The organism is Spirillospora sp. NBC_01491 (assembly GCF_036227065.1).
Lineage (GTDB): Bacteria > Actinomycetota > Actinomycetes > Streptosporangiales > Streptosporangiaceae > Spirillospora > Spirillospora xylanilytica.
The window spans coordinates 2,926,983-2,944,576 of sequence record NZ_CP109432.1 but is presented as its reverse complement, the minus strand read 5'-3'; the positions used below and the strand labels follow the sequence as shown (position 1 = coordinate 2,944,576).

Genomic DNA, 17,594 nt, shown 5'->3' with positions numbered 1-17,594 from the left:
GGGTCACCGCGTCACGCCCTGCTTGATCAAGACTTGACGCGGGCGGCCGGGCCGCGACGGTGCCGTATACGCCATATCGTCTATGACCGTGACGGCGTACATGAGCAGGGCGAGGGCGGCGGGGCTGCTCCTCGGCACGGCGCTGGACGCGGCGTTCGGCGATCCGCGGCGCGGGCATCCGGTGGCGGCCTTCGGCAGTGCGGCGTCGGCACTGGAGCGCCGCCTCCACGGCGACTCGCGCGCGCGGGGCGTGCTGTTCGCGGGCGGGCTCGTGGCGGGCGCCGCGGCGCTGGGGCTGGCCGCCGAGCGCGGGACGCGGCGGCGGCCCGTGCTCCGCGCCGGGGTCACGGCGGCGGCGACGTGGGCCGTCCTCGGCGGCACGTCCCTCGGCAGGGAGGGCCGCCGGATGGCCCGTTCGCTGGACGAGGGGGACCTCGACGCCGCGCGCGCCCGGCTGTCCCACCTGTGCGCGCGCGACCCGGCCGGACTGGACGCCCCGGCGCTGGCCCGCGCCACGGTCGAGTCGGTGGCGGAGAACACCTCCGACGCCGCGATCGCGCCGCTGCTGTGGGGCGCGGTGGCCGGGGTCCCGGGGCTGCTCGCCTACCGGGCGGTCAACACGCTGGACGCGATGGTCGGCTACCGGAGCCCCCGCTACGCGAGGTTCGGGTGGGCCTCGGCCCGCCTCGACGACGCGGCGAACTGGGTTCCCGCACGGGTGACCGGCCTGCTCACCGTGGCCTGCGCGCCGCTCGCCGGCGGTGACCGGGGCGCGGCGTGGCGGGTGCTGCGCCGCGACGGCGGCGCGCATCCCAGCCCGAACGCCGGACGCTGCGAGGCCCCGTTCGCGGGGGCGCTGGGCGTGCGGCTCGGCGGCGTCAACGCCTACGGCGGGCGGGCCGAGCACCGTCCCGTGCTCGGGGACGGCCGTGCCCCCGAGGTCGCCGACGTCCACCGCGCCGTCCGGCTGTCGGCCGCCGTCAGCGCGTCCGCCGCCGTCCTGGCCGCCGCGGTCGCCGGGATGGCCGGGCTCGCCGAGAGCCCAGGGAGAGCGGGGGGCGCCGAGAGCGCGGGGAGCGGCGCCTGCGCCGCCCTCGGGGGAGGGACGCGATGAGCGGGGCGCTGCTGGTCGCCGGGACGACGTCCGACGCGGGCAAGAGCGTCCTCACGGCGGGGCTGTGCCGCTGGCTGGCCCGGCAGGGGGTGCGGGTCGCGCCGTTCAAGGCGCAGAACATGTCGCTCAACTCGATGGTCACCGCGGACGGCGCGGAGATCGGCCGGGCGCAGTACACCCAGGCGCTCGCCGCCGGGGTGGAGCCGCGCGCGATCATGAATCCGGTGCTGCTCAAGCCGGGCAGCGACCGGCGCAGCCAGGTGGTGGTGCTGGGCCGCCCGATCGCCGAGGTGGACGCGCTGGAGTACGGCGCGCACAAGGAGCGGCTCCGCCGGGTCGTGGCCGACAGCCTGGCCGAGCTGCGGGCCGCGCACGACGTGGTGGTCTGCGAGGGCGCCGGGTCCCCCGCGGAGATCAACCTGCGCGCCGGCGACCTCGCCAACATGGGCCTGGCCCGCGCGGCCGGACTCCCGGTGATCGTGGTCGCCGACATCGACCGCGGCGGGGTGTTCGCCTCGCTGTACGGGACGGTGGCGCTGCTGGAGCCGGCCGACCAGGCGCTGGTCGCGGGCTTCGTGATCAACAAGTTCCGCGGCGCCGCCGAGCTGCTGGCCCCCGGGCTGGAGCAGCTCCGCGCCCTGACCGGGCGGCCGACGCTCGGCGTGCTGCCCTGGACGCTCGGCCTCTACCTCGACTCGGAGGACACGCTCGCGCTGGACGCCCCCCGTCCGGCCGCCGCCGCGCCGTACGGGCGGCAGACGCTGCGGGTGGCGGTGGTGCGGTTCCCGCGCGTCTCCAACTTCACCGACCTGGACGCGCTGGAGTGCGAGCCGGGCGTCACGGTGCGGTACGCGGCGAGTCCCGGCGACCTCGACGACGCCGACCTGGTCGTCCTGCCGGGCACCCGGGCGACGGTGAGCGACCTGGCGTGGCTGCGGGAGAAGGGCCTGGCCGCCGAGATCGCCCGCCGCGCCGCCGAGGACCGCCCGGTCCTGGGGATCTGCGGCGGCTACCAGATGCTGGCCCGCCGGATCGACGACGACGTCGAGTCCGGGGCCGGCCGGGTGGACGGCCTGGGGCTGCTCCCGACCATGGTGACCTTCGCCGACGACAAGATCCTCGGCCGTCCCACCGGCCGCGCCTACGGCGAGCCCGTCCGCGCGTACGAGATCCACCACGGCCTGGTCGACGTGGAGGGGGGCGAACCGTTCCTGGACGGCTGCCGCCTGGGCGCCGTCTACGGGACGACCTGGCACGGCGCGCTGGAGAACGACGGGTTCCGCCGCGCCTTCCTCGCCGATGTCGCCCGCCGCGCCGGACGCGACTTCACCCCCGCGCCGGACGTGTCGTTCGCCCGGCTGCGCGAGGCCACCCTGGACGCGCTCGGCGACCTGGTCGAGGAGCATCTGGACACGGACGCGCTGTGGCGGATCATCGAGGGCGGGGCCCCGGCGGGCCTGCCGGTCGTCCCGCCGGGCGGTGCCCCGCCGATCCCCTGACCCGCTGGCGGGTCACTTGATGAAGCCCTGCGCGCGCATCCAGTCGCGGGCGACGAACACCGGGTCGTCGCCGTCGACGTCGACCTTGCTGTTCAGGGTCCGCATGACCTCGGTGGTCAGCTTCGGGCTGATCTTGGCGAAGATCGGGGTCAGCTCCGGATGGGCCTTGAGGACGGACTCCCGCACGGTGATCGCCGGGTTGTAGTTGGGGAAGAAGTGCTTGTCGTCCTTGAGCACCTTCAGGTCGAGCGCCTGGATACGGCCGTCGGTCGCGGTGACCTGGCCGAAGGTGCACTTGCCGTTCTTCACCGAGTTGTAGACGACGCCGGCCGACATCTGCATGACGTTCTTGGCGGGCACGCCCGACCCGTACTTGAGCCCGTACGCGGCGAGCATGCCGCGCAGGCCGTCGTTGCGGGAGAAGAACTCCGGCTCGGTGCAGATGGTCCGCTGCCCGACCGGGACACTGGACAGCTGCGACAGGTCGGTCAGCCCGTACTTGCGCTGCGTCGCGGGCGAGACGGCGATCGTGTAGGTGTTGTTGAGCGGCGCGGGCGGCGGCAGCCAGGCGATGTGGTGCTTCTTCAGGTCGAGCGCCGCCACCGCGTCGAACTGCCGCTGCGGGTCGACGATCGGCTCGGTCCGGCCGAGGTAGGTGATCCAGCCGGTCCCGGTGTACTCCCACATCAGGTCGTTGTCGCCGCCGGTGATCGACAGGCGGGCGGTCACGCTGCCCTGCACGTTGGTGTTGTCCTGCACCTTCGCGCCCGCGGCGGTCAGCGCCAGCACGGCGAGCTTGCCGAGCACGATCTGCTCGGTGAACTCCTTGGAGGTGACCCGGAGCCTGGCGCCCTCCAGGTTTTTGATCGGTTTGATCGTGCCGGGCTCGATCGCGGGCAGGAACGCCGAGGCCGGCTTCAGCCCGCACCCGCTCAGCCCGAGCGTGGCCGGGCCGAGCAGGACGGCGCCGAGCAGCGCGAGCGTGGGGTGCGCGCGGCGCATCACAGTCCCTTCGGTGCCAGCAGGCGGGCGGCCATCCCGCCCAGCCAGTCGATCAGCAGTGCGAGCAGCGCGATCAGGATGCAGCCGGTGAGCAGGACGGGGGTGCGCTGGGTGGACACGCCGGTGGTGATCAGGTCGCCGAGCCCGCCGCCGCTGATGAACGAGGCGATGCTGGCGGTGCCGACCATCAGCACCAGGGTGGTGCGGATCCCGGCGAGGATGACCGGGGTGGCGAGCGGCAGCTCGACCCGCGCCAGCACCCGTGCCGCCGACATCCCGATGCCGCGGCCCGCGTCGGTCAGCGTCGGGTCGACCTGCTGGAGGCCGACCAGGGTGTTGCGCAGCGCGGGCAGCACGCCGTAGGCGACCAGCGCCACGATCGCGGTCCAGAATCCGATCCCGAAGGTCACCGCGAGCAGCACGACCACGCCGATCGCGGGCGCGGACTGGCCGATGTTGGCGATCGCGAGCACCAGCGGGGTGGCCGGCCGCGCCCAGGACCGGCTGAGCAGCACGCCGAGCGGGATCGCGATCACCAGGACCAGCAGCGTCGACACCACCGCCAGCTCGATGTGCTCCCAGGTCTTCTGCGCCACGTAGTCGGGCGCCAGGACGCGGGCGGCGATGCTGTCGAGGTCGGAGTTCTCCACGTACAGCATCCAGAGCCCGCCGATCGCGATGATGGCCAGCGGTTGGAGGAACGCGCGCCAGGACCGTCCGGTGGGCGCGTGCAGCGCCGTCCGCGGTTCGACCGCCGTCCCCCCGCCCGGCCCTCCGGCGCCCGCCGGCGCGCCCGCGTTCGCCGCGGCCGGTGCGGGGCCGCCGACCGGGCCCGGCTCGCTCGGTCCGCTCGGGGGAGAGGGGGCGGACGGGCCGGTCACGAATCCGCCGCCTTGTCCTGCCGCCGGCGTGACCTGGTCTGCTCCTTCATGTCCTTGATCGCGGTCTGGAGGGTGGACAGCGTGACGGTGCCGCGGTAGACGCCGCGCGGCCCGACCACCGGCACCCACTCGTGCTCGACCTGGATGAGCGCCTCCAGCGCCTGCTGCAACGTGTTGCGCACGCGGATGGGCCGGGCCGTGCCGGTGCCGTGGTCGCCGATCGGGCCGGTGAGCCCGTCGAGGTCGTCCACGGTGATCCAGCGGACCGGGCGGTCCCGCTCGTCCAGGACGATCGCGAACGTGCTCTCCGCCGCGTCGATCTGCGCGCGGACGGCGGCGGCGTCGTCCCCGGGGGCGGCCTGCGGCACCTGCTGGAGCGGGACGTCGGCGACGCGGCTGAACTTCAGCAGCTTCATCGCCTGCCCGCCGCCGAGGAACTGCTCCACGTACTCGTCGGCCGGGTTGAGCAGGATCTCCTTCGGCGTCGCGTACTGCACGATGCGCGAGCCCTTGTCGAGGATCGCGATCCGGTCGCCGAGCTTGAGCGCCTCGTCGACGTCGTGGGTGACGAACACGATGGTCTTGCCGAGCTCCTCCTGGAGCTGGAGCAGCTCGTCCTGGAGGTGCTCGCGGGTGATCGGGTCGAGCGCGCCGAACGGCTCGTCCATCAGCATCGCGGGCGGATCGGCGGCGAGCGCGCGGGCCACGCCGACCCGCTGCTGCTGGCCGCCGGACAGCTCGCGCGGGTAGCGGTCGCGGAACTGGTCCGGCGCGAGGTCGACCAGCTGGAGCAGCTCGTCCACCCGGGCCTTGATGCGGGCCTTGCCCCAGCCCAGCATCTGCGGCACCAGCCCGACGTTGGTGCCAACGGTCATGTGCGGGAACAGCCCGGCGTTCTGGATCACGTAGCCGATCTGCCGGCGCAGGTCGTTCGGGTCGAGGCCGAGCGCGTCCCGCCCGGCCACGATGATCTTGCCGGAGGTGGGCTCGATCAGCCGGTTGATCAGCCGCATCGTGGTGGTCTTGCCGCTGCCGGACGGCCCGAGCAGCACCACGATCTCGCCGCCGTCGACGGTCAGCGACACATTGTCGACCGCGGGCGTCGCCTGGCCGGGGAAGCGCTTGGTGACGTTGATCAGCTGGATGCCGCCGCGCTCGGCCGAGGCGGCCTCGCCCGGCGGCCCGCCGTCGCCGGGGTCGATGGCGCCCGGTAAGGCGGGGTCGGCCGGTCCGGAGGGGGCGGCCGATCGGGTCGGGCCGGCGGGGGGAACGGGGGGGACGGTGTCAGGCACGGATGCCTCGCGGGGTCGTCAGTCGGCCGATGATCAGGAAGCAGGCATCGAAGAGCAGGGCCAGGATGATGATGCCGAGCGTGCCGGCGAGCGTCATGTTGATCGAGTTGGCGCCGCCGAGCCGGGCCAGTCCGGAGAAGATCTGCTCGCCCAGGCCGGGACCGGACACGTACGCGGCGATCGCGGCGATCCCCATCGCGAGCTGGGTGGCCACCCGCGCGCCGGTGAGGATCACCGGCCAGGCGAGCGGCAGCTCGATCCGCAGCAGGATCCGGCGGCGGCCCATCCCGATGCCGCGGGCGGCGTCGACCAGGGTGCGGTCGACGCCGGACAGGCCGACGATCGTGTTGCGCACGATCGGCAGCAGCGAGTAGAGGGTCAGCGCCACCACGCTCGGCGCGACGCCGAGGCCGAGCGGGGTGATGAGCAGGCCGAGCAGCGCCAGCGACGGGACGGTGAAGATCACGCCGGCGGTGCTGGTGGCGAAGGCGGCCAGCCTCGGCCGCCGGTAGACCAGCAGGCCGATCAGCACGCCGATGACCAGGGCCGCGAGCACGCACTGGAAGACCATGCTGGCGTGCTGCCAGGTCTCGAACACCAGCAGCTCGCGCCGGCTGGCCAGATATTCCCAGAAGCTCAATATTCCCTCCGCGGGGATCACTACCCACAGCCTCGCACCGGACACCTGCGCCGCGCAGGGTTCCGGCGGGGTGCCCCGGGCCCCGGTAGGGTGATCCATCCGGACGCACCGGCACCAGGACCACCGGCAGCAGGAGGAACGACCCGTGACCGAGCCGCGCTCCAGTCTCATCGTCCCGTTGATGAAGGCCCGGGTGCCGGCCGAGGTGCAGCTGGAGTTCCCGCTGCCGCCGGGCGAGGAGCCGATCCGCGACGAGTTCGCCGCCGACCTCTACGTCACCTACGCGCTGGAGCTGCCCGACGAGGCCGCGGCGCCCGGCCGCCGGTACGAGCACGTCGCGCGCCGGCACTGCGCCGAGCTGGGCGTTCCGCCCGAGGACCTGCGCCGCCGGGCGACGATCAACCTGCGCAACCGCCGTCCCGACCTGTCGATGCACTGGTACCCGGACGTGCGGGCGGTGACCGTGACGCTCGGGGACGGCCCGATCGGCGGTCCCCCGGCCGGCGCGAACGCGGCGGGCGCCGGGGCGGGCGCGGCGCGGCGCGGCGGTCTCGAATCGGGGCTGCTGTTGGACGAGGGCTTCCTCGACAAGCTGGCCCAGGACGTCGAGGGCGACCTGGTCGTGGCGGCGCCCGCGCGCGACGTGTTCGTCGCGTCCGGCACCGGCCACCCCGACGGGGTCGACAAGCTGCGCTGGGCGGTCGGCCAGGTCTGGTCGGAGGACCGCGGCGACGCCGGCGCCGACCCCGCGTGGGACGCGCCGGCCGGCTCGCTGCTCACCCACCGGCTGCTGGTGCGGCGCGAGGGCGCCTGGGACGTGCTCCCCGCCTGACCGCGCGGACGCTACGCGCGAGGCCATGAAAGAAGAGGCCCCGCCGTATGACCTATATACGGCATCCCAAAGACCGAAATACGGAGAACTCCCCGTGTCGGTACGCCTACTCGACGTAACCTCCGCTTGTCCCCCCAGGCAAGAGGAGTTTCCGCTATGGAAGGAAACCTTGCGGCCGTTCTGGCCGATCGAGCGGATACCTACGGGTGGCGGGACCGGCCGCTGTTCCACTCCGGCGCCGCCACGTACAGCCACGGCGAGGTCCACGACGCGGGCGCCCGCGCGGCGGGCGTGCTGCGGTCGGTGGGCGTCCGGCCCGGTCACCGCGTCCTGATCGCGCTCCCCGACTCGATCGCGTTCGTCGCCGCGCTGCTCGGCACGCTGCGGCTCGGCGCGGTGGCCGTGCTCACCGGGCCCGAGCTGTCCGGGCGCGAGCACGCATACGTGCTCGGCGACGCCGATCCGCGCGCGGTGGTGTGCGGTCCCGGGCTCGTCCCCCGCTTCACGTCCGTGCCCGTGCTCACCGGCGACGACCTGGCCGACGAGCCCGCGTCGCTGCCGGACCCCGTCCCGGTGCCGGCCGGCGCCGCCGCCTACGTCCAGTACACCTCCGGGACCACCGGGGACCCGAAGGGGGCGGTCCATCGGCATACCGACCCGGCGGCCTACCACGAGGCGATGGCGCTCGGCGCGCTCGGGATGGTGCCCGGCGACGTGTCGTTCTCGCTGTCGAAGGCGTGCTATCCCTACGGGCTCGGCGCCACCGTGTTCTTCCCGATGTTCTGCGGCGGCGCCTCGGTGCTGTGGCCGGACGCGCCGACGGTGCGCGGGGCGGTCGAGCAGGCGCGGCGGCACCGGCCGACCCTGCTGTTCACCGTGCCGACCTGGTACGCGCGGCTGGTGAGCGGGCCCGAGCCGCGGGCCGTGCGGGAGGCGTTCGCGTCGCTGCGGGCGGCGGCCTCCGCGGGGGAGCCGCTGCTGCCCTCCCTCGGCGACCGGATCGAGGAGGTGCTCGGCTGCCCGGTGCTGGACGGGCTGGGCAGCACCGAGGTCGGCCACACGTTCGTGTCCAACACCGTGACCCGGCGGCGGCGGGGCGCGCTCGGCGTCGTGCTCGACCCGTACGAGATCGCGGTGCGCGGCGAGGGCGGCGTCGGCTACGAGGGCCGTCCCGGCGAGGACCGGGCCGCCGCCGCTGCCGCCAACGCCGCCGGCCTCGGCGCCGGCGGTCAGGCCGCCGCCCGCATCGGCGAGCGCGGCGCGCTGTACGTGCGCGGCCCGTCGGTGATGATCGAGTACCTGGGCAAGCCCGGCAGAACCGCCGACGCGCTCGGGCCGGACGGGTGGCTGCGCACCGGCGACCTGGTGCATGTCGACGAGGACGGGTTCGTCCACCACCACGGCCGGATCCTCGACCAGGTGACGGTCTCAGGGGAGCGGGTCCTGCCCCTGGAGGTCGAGCGGATCCTCGGGCAGCACCCCGGGGTGGTGGAGGTGGCCGTGATCGCCGACGCGGACGCGGACGGGGCGGGGGAGGAGGCGGGCGGCGGGGCGCTGGCGGCGTTCGTGGTGGCCGACGAGGTGGCGCCGCCGGTCCCGGTGCTGGCCGAGGAGCTCATCGGGCTGGCCAGGGAGCGGCTCCCCGAGCACAAGGTGCCGCGCTCGGTGACGTTCATGGCCGAGCTGCCGCGCACGTCCACCGGCAAGGTCCGCCGGAGCGCCCTCGGCCGCGCCGAGCTCAGCCGGAACGGGGACGGCTCGCTGCGCTGACCGGCCGCCCCGGGTGGAGGCCCTGCGGCCAAGTCGGACATTCAGCGGGATCATGGTTATAGTTCCTTGTTGCAATAAGTTTGCAACAAGGAGACCCATGCACAAGTCCGCGCTCGTCATCGGGTCGGTCGTCACCGCGACCGGCCTGCTCGCCACCGCCTGCGGCTCGGCCGGCGACCCGTCCGGCACGACCGGCGGCACCTTCACCTACGCGATCGGGGACGAGCCCGAGACGCTCAACCCGGCGCTCCAGGACGAGCACACCGACCCGGTCACCGAGATGGTCTTCCGCGGCCTGACCCGGCACGACGCGCAGAACAAGGTCGTGCCGGGCCTCGCCGAGTCGTGGCAGGTGTCCAAGGACGAGCGGCGCTACACCTTCACGCTCCGATCGGGGCTCACCTGGCACGACGGGAAGCCGCTGACCTCCCGGGACGTGAAGTTCACCATCGAGGCGGTCAAGGCGGCCTCCGCCGACGCGCCGCTGTCGCGCAACTTCACCGCGGTCGAGAGCGTCGAGACGCCGGATGACAGGACCGCGACGCTCAAGCTGAGCAGGCCGTTCTCCCCGCTGCTGGACGCGGTCTCGATGGGCCTGCTGCCCGAGCACGCGCTGAAGGGCAAGGAGCTCACCGACGCCGGGTTCGGCCGGCACCCGATCGGCAGCGGGCCGTTCAAGCTGACCGCCTACAAGCCGGGTCAGTACAGCGAGCTGGAGCCGTTCGGCGGCTACTACGAGGGGCGGCCGAAGCTGCCCGGCGTCGTGATCAAGTACGTCTCCGACGACACCGCGCGGCTCATCCAGCTCGAGAACGGCGAGGTCGACGGCGCCCACCTCCAGCCGCAGCAGGTCGGCAGGGTCACCGGCGACGACCGGCTCCGGGTGGAGACCTACCCGACCGCCGACTACCGCGCGCTGATGTTCAACTTCAAGAAGCCCGTCTTCGCCGACAAGGACGTCCGGCTGGCGATGAACTACGCCCTCGACCGCGACGCGTTCGTCAAGAGCGTGCTGCTCGGCCAGGGCAGCCCGGCCACCGGGCCGCTGGACGAGAGCCCGTACAAGACCGGCGCCGCGCCGTTCACCCACGACCCGGCCAAGGTGGACGCGCTGATGGGGCCCGCCGGATACGCCAAGAACGCGCAGGGCCTCTGGGAGAAGGACGGCAAGACCGTCCGCTTCGAGCTCACCACGTTCGCCGAGGACTCGGCCCGGGTGGCGATCCTGAACGTCGCCGCCACCCAGCTCAAGCAGCGCGGTTTCGACGTGGTGCCCAACCCGCGTCCCGCGGACTGGGTCCGCAAGCACTGGGGCGACCTCGACGCGATGGTCGTCGGCTGGGGCACGCCCTACGACGCCGACTCCTCGGTGTACGGGCCGTTCCACTCCTCCCAGGCGCTGGACAAGGGCGGCTCCAACTACGGCACCTACGCCAACCCGGACGTCGACAAGGCGCTCGACCGGGCCCGCGGCACGTCCGACCCGGCCGTCCGCAAGGCCGCCTACGCCGACTTCCAGAAGGCGCTCGCCGCCGACCCGCCGTTCGCGTGGGTCGCCTACCTGCTGACCGACAACGCGGTGCCGAAGGCGCTCAAGGGCCCCGAGCGGCGCACCCTCGGCCACCACGGCTACGGCTTCTTCTGGAACGCCGAGAAGTGGTCCTGGTCCTGATCCGGTGAAGCGGTTCCTCCTCCTGCGGGCGGCGACGGCCCTCGCGGTCGTCGTCGCCCTGTCCGCGCTGTGCTTCGCGCTGCTCGACCTCGCGCCCGGCAGCCCGGCCGCCTCGATCCTGGAGGCGCGGTCCGGCGGGCGTCCGGCCGCACCCACCGACGTGGCCCGGCTGGAGCACCGGATGGGGCTCGACGATCCGCTGCCCGTCCGGTACGGGCGCTGGGTGTCCGGCGCGGTGCGCGGCGACTTCGGCGCCTCGTACGGCAGCGGTCGCCCGGTCGCCGAGACCCTCGCGGACACCGCGCCGTGGACGCTGCTGCTCACCGGCGTCGCGGTGCTGTTCAGCGTGGTCGGGGCCGTCGGCGCCGGGCTCGCCGCCGCGCTCACCCGGCGCGCGTGGCTGCGCCGGTCGATCGAGACCGGGCTGTTCGCGCTCGGCGGCATGCCCGGGTTCGTGACCGCGCTGCTGCTGCTGTGGATCTTCGCGGCGTGGCTGCGCTGGCTGCCGTCCGGCGGGCTGGCCCGTCCCGGCGAGCCGGTCACCGCCGCCGTGCTGGTCCCGCACCTGGTCCTGCCCGCGCTGGCGCTGGCGTTCGGGCACCACTTCGGCACCTACGCGCGGCTGGTGCAGACCGGCGTCGCCCGGCTGCGCACCGCGCCGCACGTGGAGAACGCGCGCGCCCGGGGGCTGCGCCGCCGGACGGTCACCGCGCGGCACCTGGTGCGGCTCGGGCTCGTCCCGTTCGCCGCCCGGCTTGGCGTCGGCGTCGGCACGCTGATCGCGGGCGCCTACGCCACCGAGATGATCTTCTCGTGGCCGGGGGTGGGACGGGAGGCGATCCTGGCCGCGCGGCAGCAGGACTACGCGGTGCTCACCGCCGTGGTCCTGGTCACCGGCGTCATCGTGGTCCTGGCCAACCTGCTGGGCGACCTCGCCGTGGCCTGGCTCGACCCCCGCGTCCGGCTCTCGGGCCGCGACCCGGCCGCGCCGAACGGAGGAATGGACCGTGCCCATCACTGACCGGGCCGATCTCACCGACGGCGTCCCGCCGCTCTCGGGGGACGGCGGGACGCCGGCGGCGCCGACCCGGGGCCTGCTGGCCGCGCGGGTCCCGGTGCGGCGGCCGGGGGTGTGGGCGGCGGGCCTCGTGCTCGCGGCGTTCGCCGTGCTGGCCGTGTTCGCCCCGCTGTTCACGCCCTACGACCCGATCGCGACCGACACTGCCGCGACCGGGCTGGCCCCCGGCTCGCCCGGCCACCCCCTCGGCACCGACCTGCTCGGCCGCGACCTGCTCGCCCGGCTGCTGTACGGCGGCCGGACCTCGCTGCTGGTCGGCCTGACCGCCGCCGCGATCACCGTGGTCGCCGGGGTGCTGCTCGGCGGCCTCGCCGCCGCCGGGCCGCGCTGGCTGGACGAGCTGATCGCGCGGTCCGCCGACGTGCTGCTGTCGCTGCCGATGCTGGTCGTGGTGCTCGCGCTCGCCGCGGTGCTCGGCCCCTCGCTCGGCACCGTCGTCCTCGCCGTCGCGGTGACGAGCTGGATGTCGGTCGCGCTGGTCGCCCGCGCCGAACTGGTCGGCCAGCGGGAGCGGCTGTACGTGCGGGCCGCGCACGCGCTCGGGCTGTCGCGCGGGCAGGTGCTGCGCCGGCACCTGCTGCCCGGCGCGCTGCCGCCGATCGCCTCGATCGCCGCGTTCGAGGTCGGGCACGCGATCCTCACCGAGTCGACGCTCAGCTTCCTCGGCCTCGGCATCCCGCCGAACCGGCCGAGCTGGGGCAACCTGCTCACCGAGGCCCAGGCCCACCTGCTCACCGGCGAGTGGTACACCGTCGCCTTCCCCGCCGCCTGCGTCGTCGCGACGATCCTCGCGGTCAACGTGCTGGCCTCGGCGGTCGGCCAGGGCGAAGGGCGGGCCTGGTGACCGCGCTGGAGATCGTGGACCTGACCGTCGAGGTGCCGGGCCGCCGCGTCGTGGACGGCCTGTCGCTGCGCGTCGGCGCGGGACGGGTCGTCGCGCTGGTCGGGCCGAGCGGCAGCGGCAAGAGCCTCACCGCCCGGTCGATCGTCCGGCTGCACGACCCGGACGCCGCCGTGCGCGCCTCCGGGGCGATCCGGCTGGGCGGGACGGACCTGCTCGGGCTCGGCGCGCGCGAGCTGCGGCGGGTCCGCGGACGCCGCGTCGGGTACGCGTTCCAGGACGCCGCCGCCAGCCTCAACCCGGCCGTCACCATCGGCGGCCACCTGACCGAGAGCGTCCGCGCGCACGACGCGGGCGACCCCGGCGAGCTGGGCGCGGCGGCGCTGGAGCGCTGCGGGCTGGACGCCGCGCAGGTGTGGGAGGCGCGCCCGTACGAGCTGTCCGGCGGCCAGGCCCAGCGCGCCGCGCTCGCCCTGGCGACCGTGCTGGAACCGGACCTGCTGATCGCCGACGAGGTGACGACCGCGCTCGACCCGGTCACGCAGGCCGAGGTGCTCGGCACCGTCCGCGCCCAGGCCGCCGAGCAGGGCCGCGCGGTCCTGCTCATCACGCACGACCTGGCCGTCGCCGGGCGCTGGGCGGACGAGATCGCGGTCCTGTCCGGCGGGCGCGTCGTCGAGCAGGGTCCGAGCGCCGGGCTGCTGGCCGCGCCGTCCGCCCCGTTCACCCGGGAGCTGGTCGCCGCGGCCCGCCTGGAGGCGTCCGGCCCGTCCGCGCACGATCCGTCCGCGCACGGGCACCCAGCCCGCGACGCCGGGCCGCTGGTGTCGGCGCGGGGCGTGCGGCGGGTGCTGCGCGGGAGGGGCCGGACGACCGTCGCGCTGGACGGCGTGGACTTCGACGTCCGCGAGGGCGAGTCGGTCGCGGTCGTGGGCCGCAGCGGCTCGGGGAAGTCGACGCTGGTCGGCGTGCTGGCCGCGCTGGACCGCCCGGCGGCCGGGCGCGTCCTGGCCGGGGAGCGCGACGTGTGGACGCTGCGCGACCGGGAGCGGCGGGCGGTGCGGCGCGGGACGGGGCTGGTGTTCCAGGACGCGCTGGCCTCGTTCGACCCGCGCTACACCGTCGAGCGGGTCGTCGCCGAGGCGCTCGGCCGCCGCGACGGCGTCGGCGCGCTGCTGGACCGGGTCGGGCTCGACCCGGCGATGGCCGCGCGCCGTCCGGCCACCCTGTCGGGCGGGGAGCGCCAGCGGGTCGCGCTGGCCCGCGCGCTCGCCGCCGGGCCGCGGCTGCTGCTCGCCGACGAGCCCACCACCGGGCTCGACGTGCTCGCCCAGGAGCGGATCCTCGCGCTGCTGGACCGGCTGCGCCGCGACGAGGGCCTCGCGGTCGTGTTCGTCACCCACGACCTGCGCGTGGCCCGCCGCATCGCGGACCGCGTGGTCGTGCTGGCCGGCGGCCGGGTGGTGGAGGACGTGCCCGCCCGCTCCCTGGACGCCGCAGCGCATCCGGAGACGCGCGCCCTGCTCGCCGCGACCCCGGCGCTGTGACGCGCCGGGGTCGGGCTTTGACGCCGAGGGACGGGCGGTCAGCGCCTTCGGCGCCGCTGACCGCGGCCGGGTGCCGCTACTTGACCGCGTCCGCCTTGCAGGTGGAGGCGGACGGGAGGGCGCCGGTGACCAGGTAGCGGTCGATGTGCCCGGTCGCGCAGGAGTTCCGCAGGTAGGCGGTGTGCCCGTCCGACTCGGTCGCCAGCACCCGCGACCCCTCGATGCCCCGCGACAGGCTCCGCGCCCACGCGAGCGGGGTGGCCGGGTCGTGGGCGTTGCCGACCAGCAGCACCGGCGGGACGCCGGAGATGTGCACCGGAGCCTGCGGGTTCGACGGCGGGACGGGCCATCCGGCGCAGCCCGTGGTCATGTCCCAGAACTCCGAGGTCCCGCGCATGTGCGGGGCCCGCCGCTCCACCTGCCGCTTCCTCGCCTTGAGCGCGGCGAAGCCGCTGATCCGCGGGGCGATGTCCTGGCAGAGGATCGACCGGTACGCCGCCGTCGACGCCGGATCGTCCAGCGCCTCGGAACGGGTCTCGGCGAGCAGGGACGCGTCGCCCTTCTCCGCCTGCGCGATGCCCTTGGCCAGCCCGTTCCCGAACTCGGGGAGCAGCGTCAGCAGCGCGTACGCGGTGTACCGCAGCTCCTCGGCGGTCACCGCCCGCCCGCCGGTGACGGGGATCGGCGCGCGCTCGGCCTTCTTGACGAGCGCGTCCCACACCTGTCCGACGTTCCGTCCGTGCAGCGCGCACTCCGCCGTGCGGTCGCACCAGGCGGCGAAGCGGTCGAACGAGTGCTCCACGGCGGACGCGGCGTCCGGGACCATGCGCCGTGTGTCCATGCCGTGGTCGACCACCGCGTCCAAGGCCATCGCCCGGACGCGGCCGGGGAAGAGGCGCGCGTACTCGGTGCCGAGGATGGTGCCGTACGACCGTCCCAGGTAGCTGACCTTCGTCTCGCCCAGCGCGGCGCGCACGGCGTCGAAGTCGCGCGCGACGCTCGCGGTGTCGACGTGCCGGATCAGCGGATCGCAGCTCTCGCCCACCTTCCGGTTGTGCGCGACCATCGCCTCGTACTCCCGCTCGGTCCGCGGGAACTGCCGCACCTGCGGATCGTGCACCGGGACCTTGCACCGGATCTGGCCGCTGCCCGCGACGCCGCGCGGGTCGACGCCGACCACGTCGAACCGCGCGAGGAGCTCCTTGGAGAAGAACTGGGGCGCCCAGTCCCGGACGAGCCCGGCCACCCCCATCCCCGGGCCGCCGGGGTTGTAGAAGAGCGTCCCCAGCCGCTCGCCGGTCGCCTTGCGGCGCGCCACGTTCAGCGAGATCCGCCGGCCGTCCGGGCGGGACCAGTCCTGCGGCACCCGAACGCTCGCGCATTCGGTGCCGGGCTCCTTCCCGCACGACCGCCACGCGATGCCGGTGCCCGCCACCGGGACGGCCGACCGTGACGGGACCGCCGCCACGGCCAGTGGAACCGCCACCACGGCGGCGAGGGCGAGGGGCACGATGACGAGCGTCGTTCTCATGCCGTGAATCATGGTCGGCCGCGCCTGGTCGGATCTTCGGCCATCCGGCCGCGTCCGCCTCGTCCGTTCGGCCGAGAAATTTGGTGCGTTCCAGGCATCTCGTACATAAGGTCGGGGCATGGTCTCGACACACCAGCTACTCGGCTTCTCCGCCATGGCGCTGGCCATCATCCTCATCCCCGGCCCGACCGTGCTGTTCGTGGTCGGCCGCGCCCTCGCGCACGGCCGCCGCACCGCGCTGACCAGCGTCGCCGGCAACGAGCTCGGCGTCGTGGCGCTCACCTGCGCGGTCGCCTTCGGGGTCGGCGCGATCGTGGAGCGCTCGGTGATCGTCTTCACCGCGCTGAAGCTCGCGGGCGCCGCCTACATCGTCTACCTCGGCGTCCAGGCGTTCCGGAACCGCGGCTCGCTCCAGCACGCGCTCGTCGGCGACCCCGGCGCGGGCAGGGGAGCCGGCCGCGAGATGTGGCAGGGCTTCGTCGTCGGCGTCACCAACCCCAAGACGATCGTGTTCTTCGCCGCCGTCCTCCCGCAGTTCGTCGAGCGCGACCGCGGCGGCGTCCCGCTCCAGATGCTCCTGTTCGGCCTGGTCTTCGCCACGATCGCGCTGCTGTGCGACAGCATCTGGGGCCTGGCCGCCGCCACCGCCCGCTCCTGGTTCGCCCGCTCGCCCCGCCGCCTCGCCGCGATCGGCGGCACCGGCGGCCTCATGCTGATCGGCCTCGGCGTCACCGTCGCCGCCACCGGCCGCAAGGACTGACCCCGCGCGGGGCAGGGCGCGGCCGGAGGCGGCGCGCCGGGGCAGGTGCCGGCCCGACTCAGCCGAGGATGCGTGCGAGGGCCGTCCAGGCTCGGGGGGAGAGGACGAGCACCGGGCCGCCGGGGTCCTTGGAGTCACGGAGGCCCACTCCGCCTCCGCCGAGCCGCGCGACCTCGACGCAATCGGCCTTGTCGCCGCTGTGACTGCTCTTCCGCCAAGGGCGGGGCCCAGCCGGGACGTGGGGGGTCATGAGGCGTTCGTCTCCTTCAGGACATCGGCGACCAGCCGCAGGGACTGTTTCGGGGACAGGGCCGAGGCGCGCAGATGCCGGCACGCCAGCCGGTACTGGTGAATCTCGTCGTCCTCCTCCAGGTACAGCCCGCCGACCAGGTTCTCCAGGAAGACGACCTCCGCCACCCCCTGGCCCTTGAACGTGAGGATGCCGAACGGGCCGAACATGCCGGTCGCGGAGCCGGCCGCGAACGGCAGGACCTGGACGGTGACGTTCGGGAGCTCGGCGGCCCGCTGGAGATGGCGGAGCTGGCCGTCCATCACCTCGCGTCCGCCCACCTGCTGCCGGAGCGCGGCCTCGCCGACGACCGCCCGGAGCTTCAGCGGGGACGGGCGGGTCAGGACGGCCTGGCGCCCGATCCGGACGTCGACGAACCGCCCGGCGGCCTCGGGGTCCTCCCAGAGCCTGCTCGACCCCACCATGGCCAGCGCGTAGTCGCGGGTCTGCAAGAGGCCCGGCACCACCTGCGGCTGGTAGGTGCTCATCTCCTGGGCGGCCCCTTCGAGGCTCAGGAAGTCGGCGAACGGGGGGTCGAGCCGCGCACCGTACCCGCGCCACCAGTTCCGTTCGCGCAGGCTCTTGGCCAGGCTGGTCAGGGCCTCGCGCCGGTCCGGGTCGGTGACCGCGTAGGCGTTGAGCATGTCGTGGACGTCGCCCCAGTGCGCGCGGGCGAGGCCGTTCTCGATGCGGCTGATCTTCGAGGTCTGCCAGTCGAGCCGGCCGGCGGCCTCGTCCAGCGTGAGGCCCGCGTCCTTGCGGGCCTTGAGCAGCGCCGCTCCGAGCCATCTGCTGCGGATCGTGGGCACGGACGCGGGCACTCGGCCACCTCCAGGTGGGATTGCA

Annotated in this window: 16 protein-coding genes; 9 read left to right on the top strand and 7 right to left on the bottom strand. The window is 74.6% G+C overall.

From position 1 onward, the window contains the following. The first annotated feature begins 100 nt into the window (after nucleotides 1-100). Entirely contained in the window at nucleotides 101-1,114 is a 1,014-nt protein-coding gene (locus OHA34_RS13770) for a cobalamin biosynthesis protein (protein WP_285944096.1), read from the top strand. Beyond that, nucleotides 1,111-2,613: a cobyric acid synthase gene (locus OHA34_RS13765; RefSeq protein WP_285944097.1), complete on the top strand. Its 1,503-nt coding sequence runs from the start codon at nucleotides 1,111-1,113 to the stop codon at nucleotides 2,611-2,613. Before OHA34_RS13770 ends, OHA34_RS13765 begins: the two co-directional genes overlap by 4 nt. Nucleotides 2,614-2,625: 12 nt before the next feature. Here OHA34_RS13765 and OHA34_RS13760 read toward each other — a convergent pair whose 3' ends face one another. From OHA34_RS13760 to OHA34_RS13745, 4 genes are read right to left on the bottom strand one after another with little or no spacing between them, the layout of a single operon-like run. Further along, nucleotides 2,626-3,615, bottom strand: coding sequence for a glycine betaine ABC transporter substrate-binding protein (locus OHA34_RS13760; RefSeq protein ID WP_329521802.1), 990 nt, complete (start codon nucleotides 3,613-3,615; stop codon nucleotides 2,626-2,628). After that, nucleotides 3,615-4,496, bottom strand: a complete 882-nt coding sequence (locus OHA34_RS13755; protein WP_329521801.1) for an ABC transporter permease — start codon at nucleotides 4,494-4,496, stop codon at nucleotides 3,615-3,617. Before OHA34_RS13755 ends, OHA34_RS13760 begins: the two co-directional genes overlap by 1 nt. Then, entirely contained in the window at nucleotides 4,493-5,788 is a 1,296-nt protein-coding gene (locus tag OHA34_RS13750; protein ID WP_285944100.1) for an ABC transporter ATP-binding protein, read from the bottom strand. Before OHA34_RS13750 ends, OHA34_RS13755 begins: the two co-directional genes overlap by 4 nt. Then, complete coding sequence (locus OHA34_RS13745) at nucleotides 5,781-6,428, bottom strand: ABC transporter permease (protein WP_285944101.1); 648 nt, start codon at nucleotides 6,426-6,428, stop codon at nucleotides 5,781-5,783. Before OHA34_RS13745 ends, OHA34_RS13750 begins: the two co-directional genes overlap by 8 nt. A gap of 145 nt (nucleotides 6,429-6,573) precedes the next feature. Between OHA34_RS13745 and OHA34_RS13740 the strand changes: the two genes are divergently transcribed. The 6 genes from OHA34_RS13740 to OHA34_RS13715 all read left to right on the top strand — a co-directional run bounded on the left by OHA34_RS13740 (nucleotide 6,574) and on the right by OHA34_RS13715 (nucleotide 14,168). Continuing rightward, a complete protein-coding gene (locus tag OHA34_RS13740; RefSeq protein WP_329521800.1) occupies nucleotides 6,574-7,260 on the top strand; it encodes a DUF1444 domain-containing protein in 687 nt (228 codons plus the stop codon). Between the two features lie 156 nt (nucleotides 7,261-7,416). Further along, entirely contained in the window at nucleotides 7,417-9,030 is a 1,614-nt protein-coding gene (locus tag OHA34_RS13735; protein ID WP_329521799.1) for an AMP-binding protein, read from the top strand. 97 nt (nucleotides 9,031-9,127) lie between these two features. Further along, on the top strand, nucleotides 9,128-10,702 hold the full coding sequence (locus tag OHA34_RS13730) for an ABC transporter substrate-binding protein (protein WP_285944104.1): 1,575 nt from the start codon (nucleotides 9,128-9,130) through the stop codon (nucleotides 10,700-10,702). A 4-nt stretch (nucleotides 10,703-10,706) separates the two neighbouring features. Then, nucleotides 10,707-11,723 (top strand): ABC transporter permease, encoded by a 1,017-nt coding sequence (locus OHA34_RS13725; protein WP_285944105.1) that lies wholly within the window; start codon nucleotides 10,707-10,709, stop codon nucleotides 11,721-11,723. Continuing rightward, on the top strand, nucleotides 11,710-12,624 hold the full coding sequence (locus OHA34_RS13720; protein ID WP_329521798.1) for an ABC transporter permease: 915 nt from the start codon (nucleotides 11,710-11,712) through the stop codon (nucleotides 12,622-12,624). Before OHA34_RS13725 ends, OHA34_RS13720 begins: the two co-directional genes overlap by 14 nt. Continuing rightward, the gene (locus OHA34_RS13715) at nucleotides 12,621-14,168 is read left to right on the top strand and encodes an ABC transporter ATP-binding protein (protein WP_329521797.1); all 1,548 of its coding nucleotides are present in this window, start codon (nucleotides 12,621-12,623) and stop codon (nucleotides 14,166-14,168) included. Before OHA34_RS13720 ends, OHA34_RS13715 begins: the two co-directional genes overlap by 4 nt. Nucleotides 14,169-14,244: 76 nt before the next feature. On the opposite strand, the gene OHA34_RS13710 is transcribed toward OHA34_RS13715, so the two are convergent. Continuing rightward, nucleotides 14,245-15,699, bottom strand: a complete 1,455-nt coding sequence (locus OHA34_RS13710; protein WP_329521796.1) for an alpha/beta hydrolase — start codon at nucleotides 15,697-15,699, stop codon at nucleotides 14,245-14,247. 118 nt (nucleotides 15,700-15,817) lie between these two features. Here OHA34_RS13710 and OHA34_RS13705 point away from each other — a divergent pair, with 118 nt between their 5' ends. Continuing rightward, nucleotides 15,818-16,459 (top strand): LysE family translocator, encoded by a 642-nt coding sequence (locus tag OHA34_RS13705; RefSeq protein ID WP_285944108.1) that lies wholly within the window; start codon nucleotides 15,818-15,820, stop codon nucleotides 16,457-16,459. 58 nt (nucleotides 16,460-16,517) lie between these two features. Here OHA34_RS13705 and OHA34_RS13700 read toward each other — a convergent pair whose 3' ends face one another. Beyond that, nucleotides 16,518-16,709: a DUF397 domain-containing protein gene (locus OHA34_RS13700; protein WP_329521795.1), complete on the bottom strand. Its 192-nt coding sequence runs from the start codon at nucleotides 16,707-16,709 to the stop codon at nucleotides 16,518-16,520. Continuing rightward, a complete protein-coding gene (locus tag OHA34_RS13695) occupies nucleotides 16,706-17,569 on the bottom strand; it encodes a helix-turn-helix domain-containing protein (protein WP_285944110.1) in 864 nt (287 codons plus the stop codon). The genes OHA34_RS13700 and OHA34_RS13695 overlap by 4 nt, the downstream gene beginning before the upstream one ends. Between the last annotated feature and the right edge of the window lie 25 nt (nucleotides 17,570-17,594).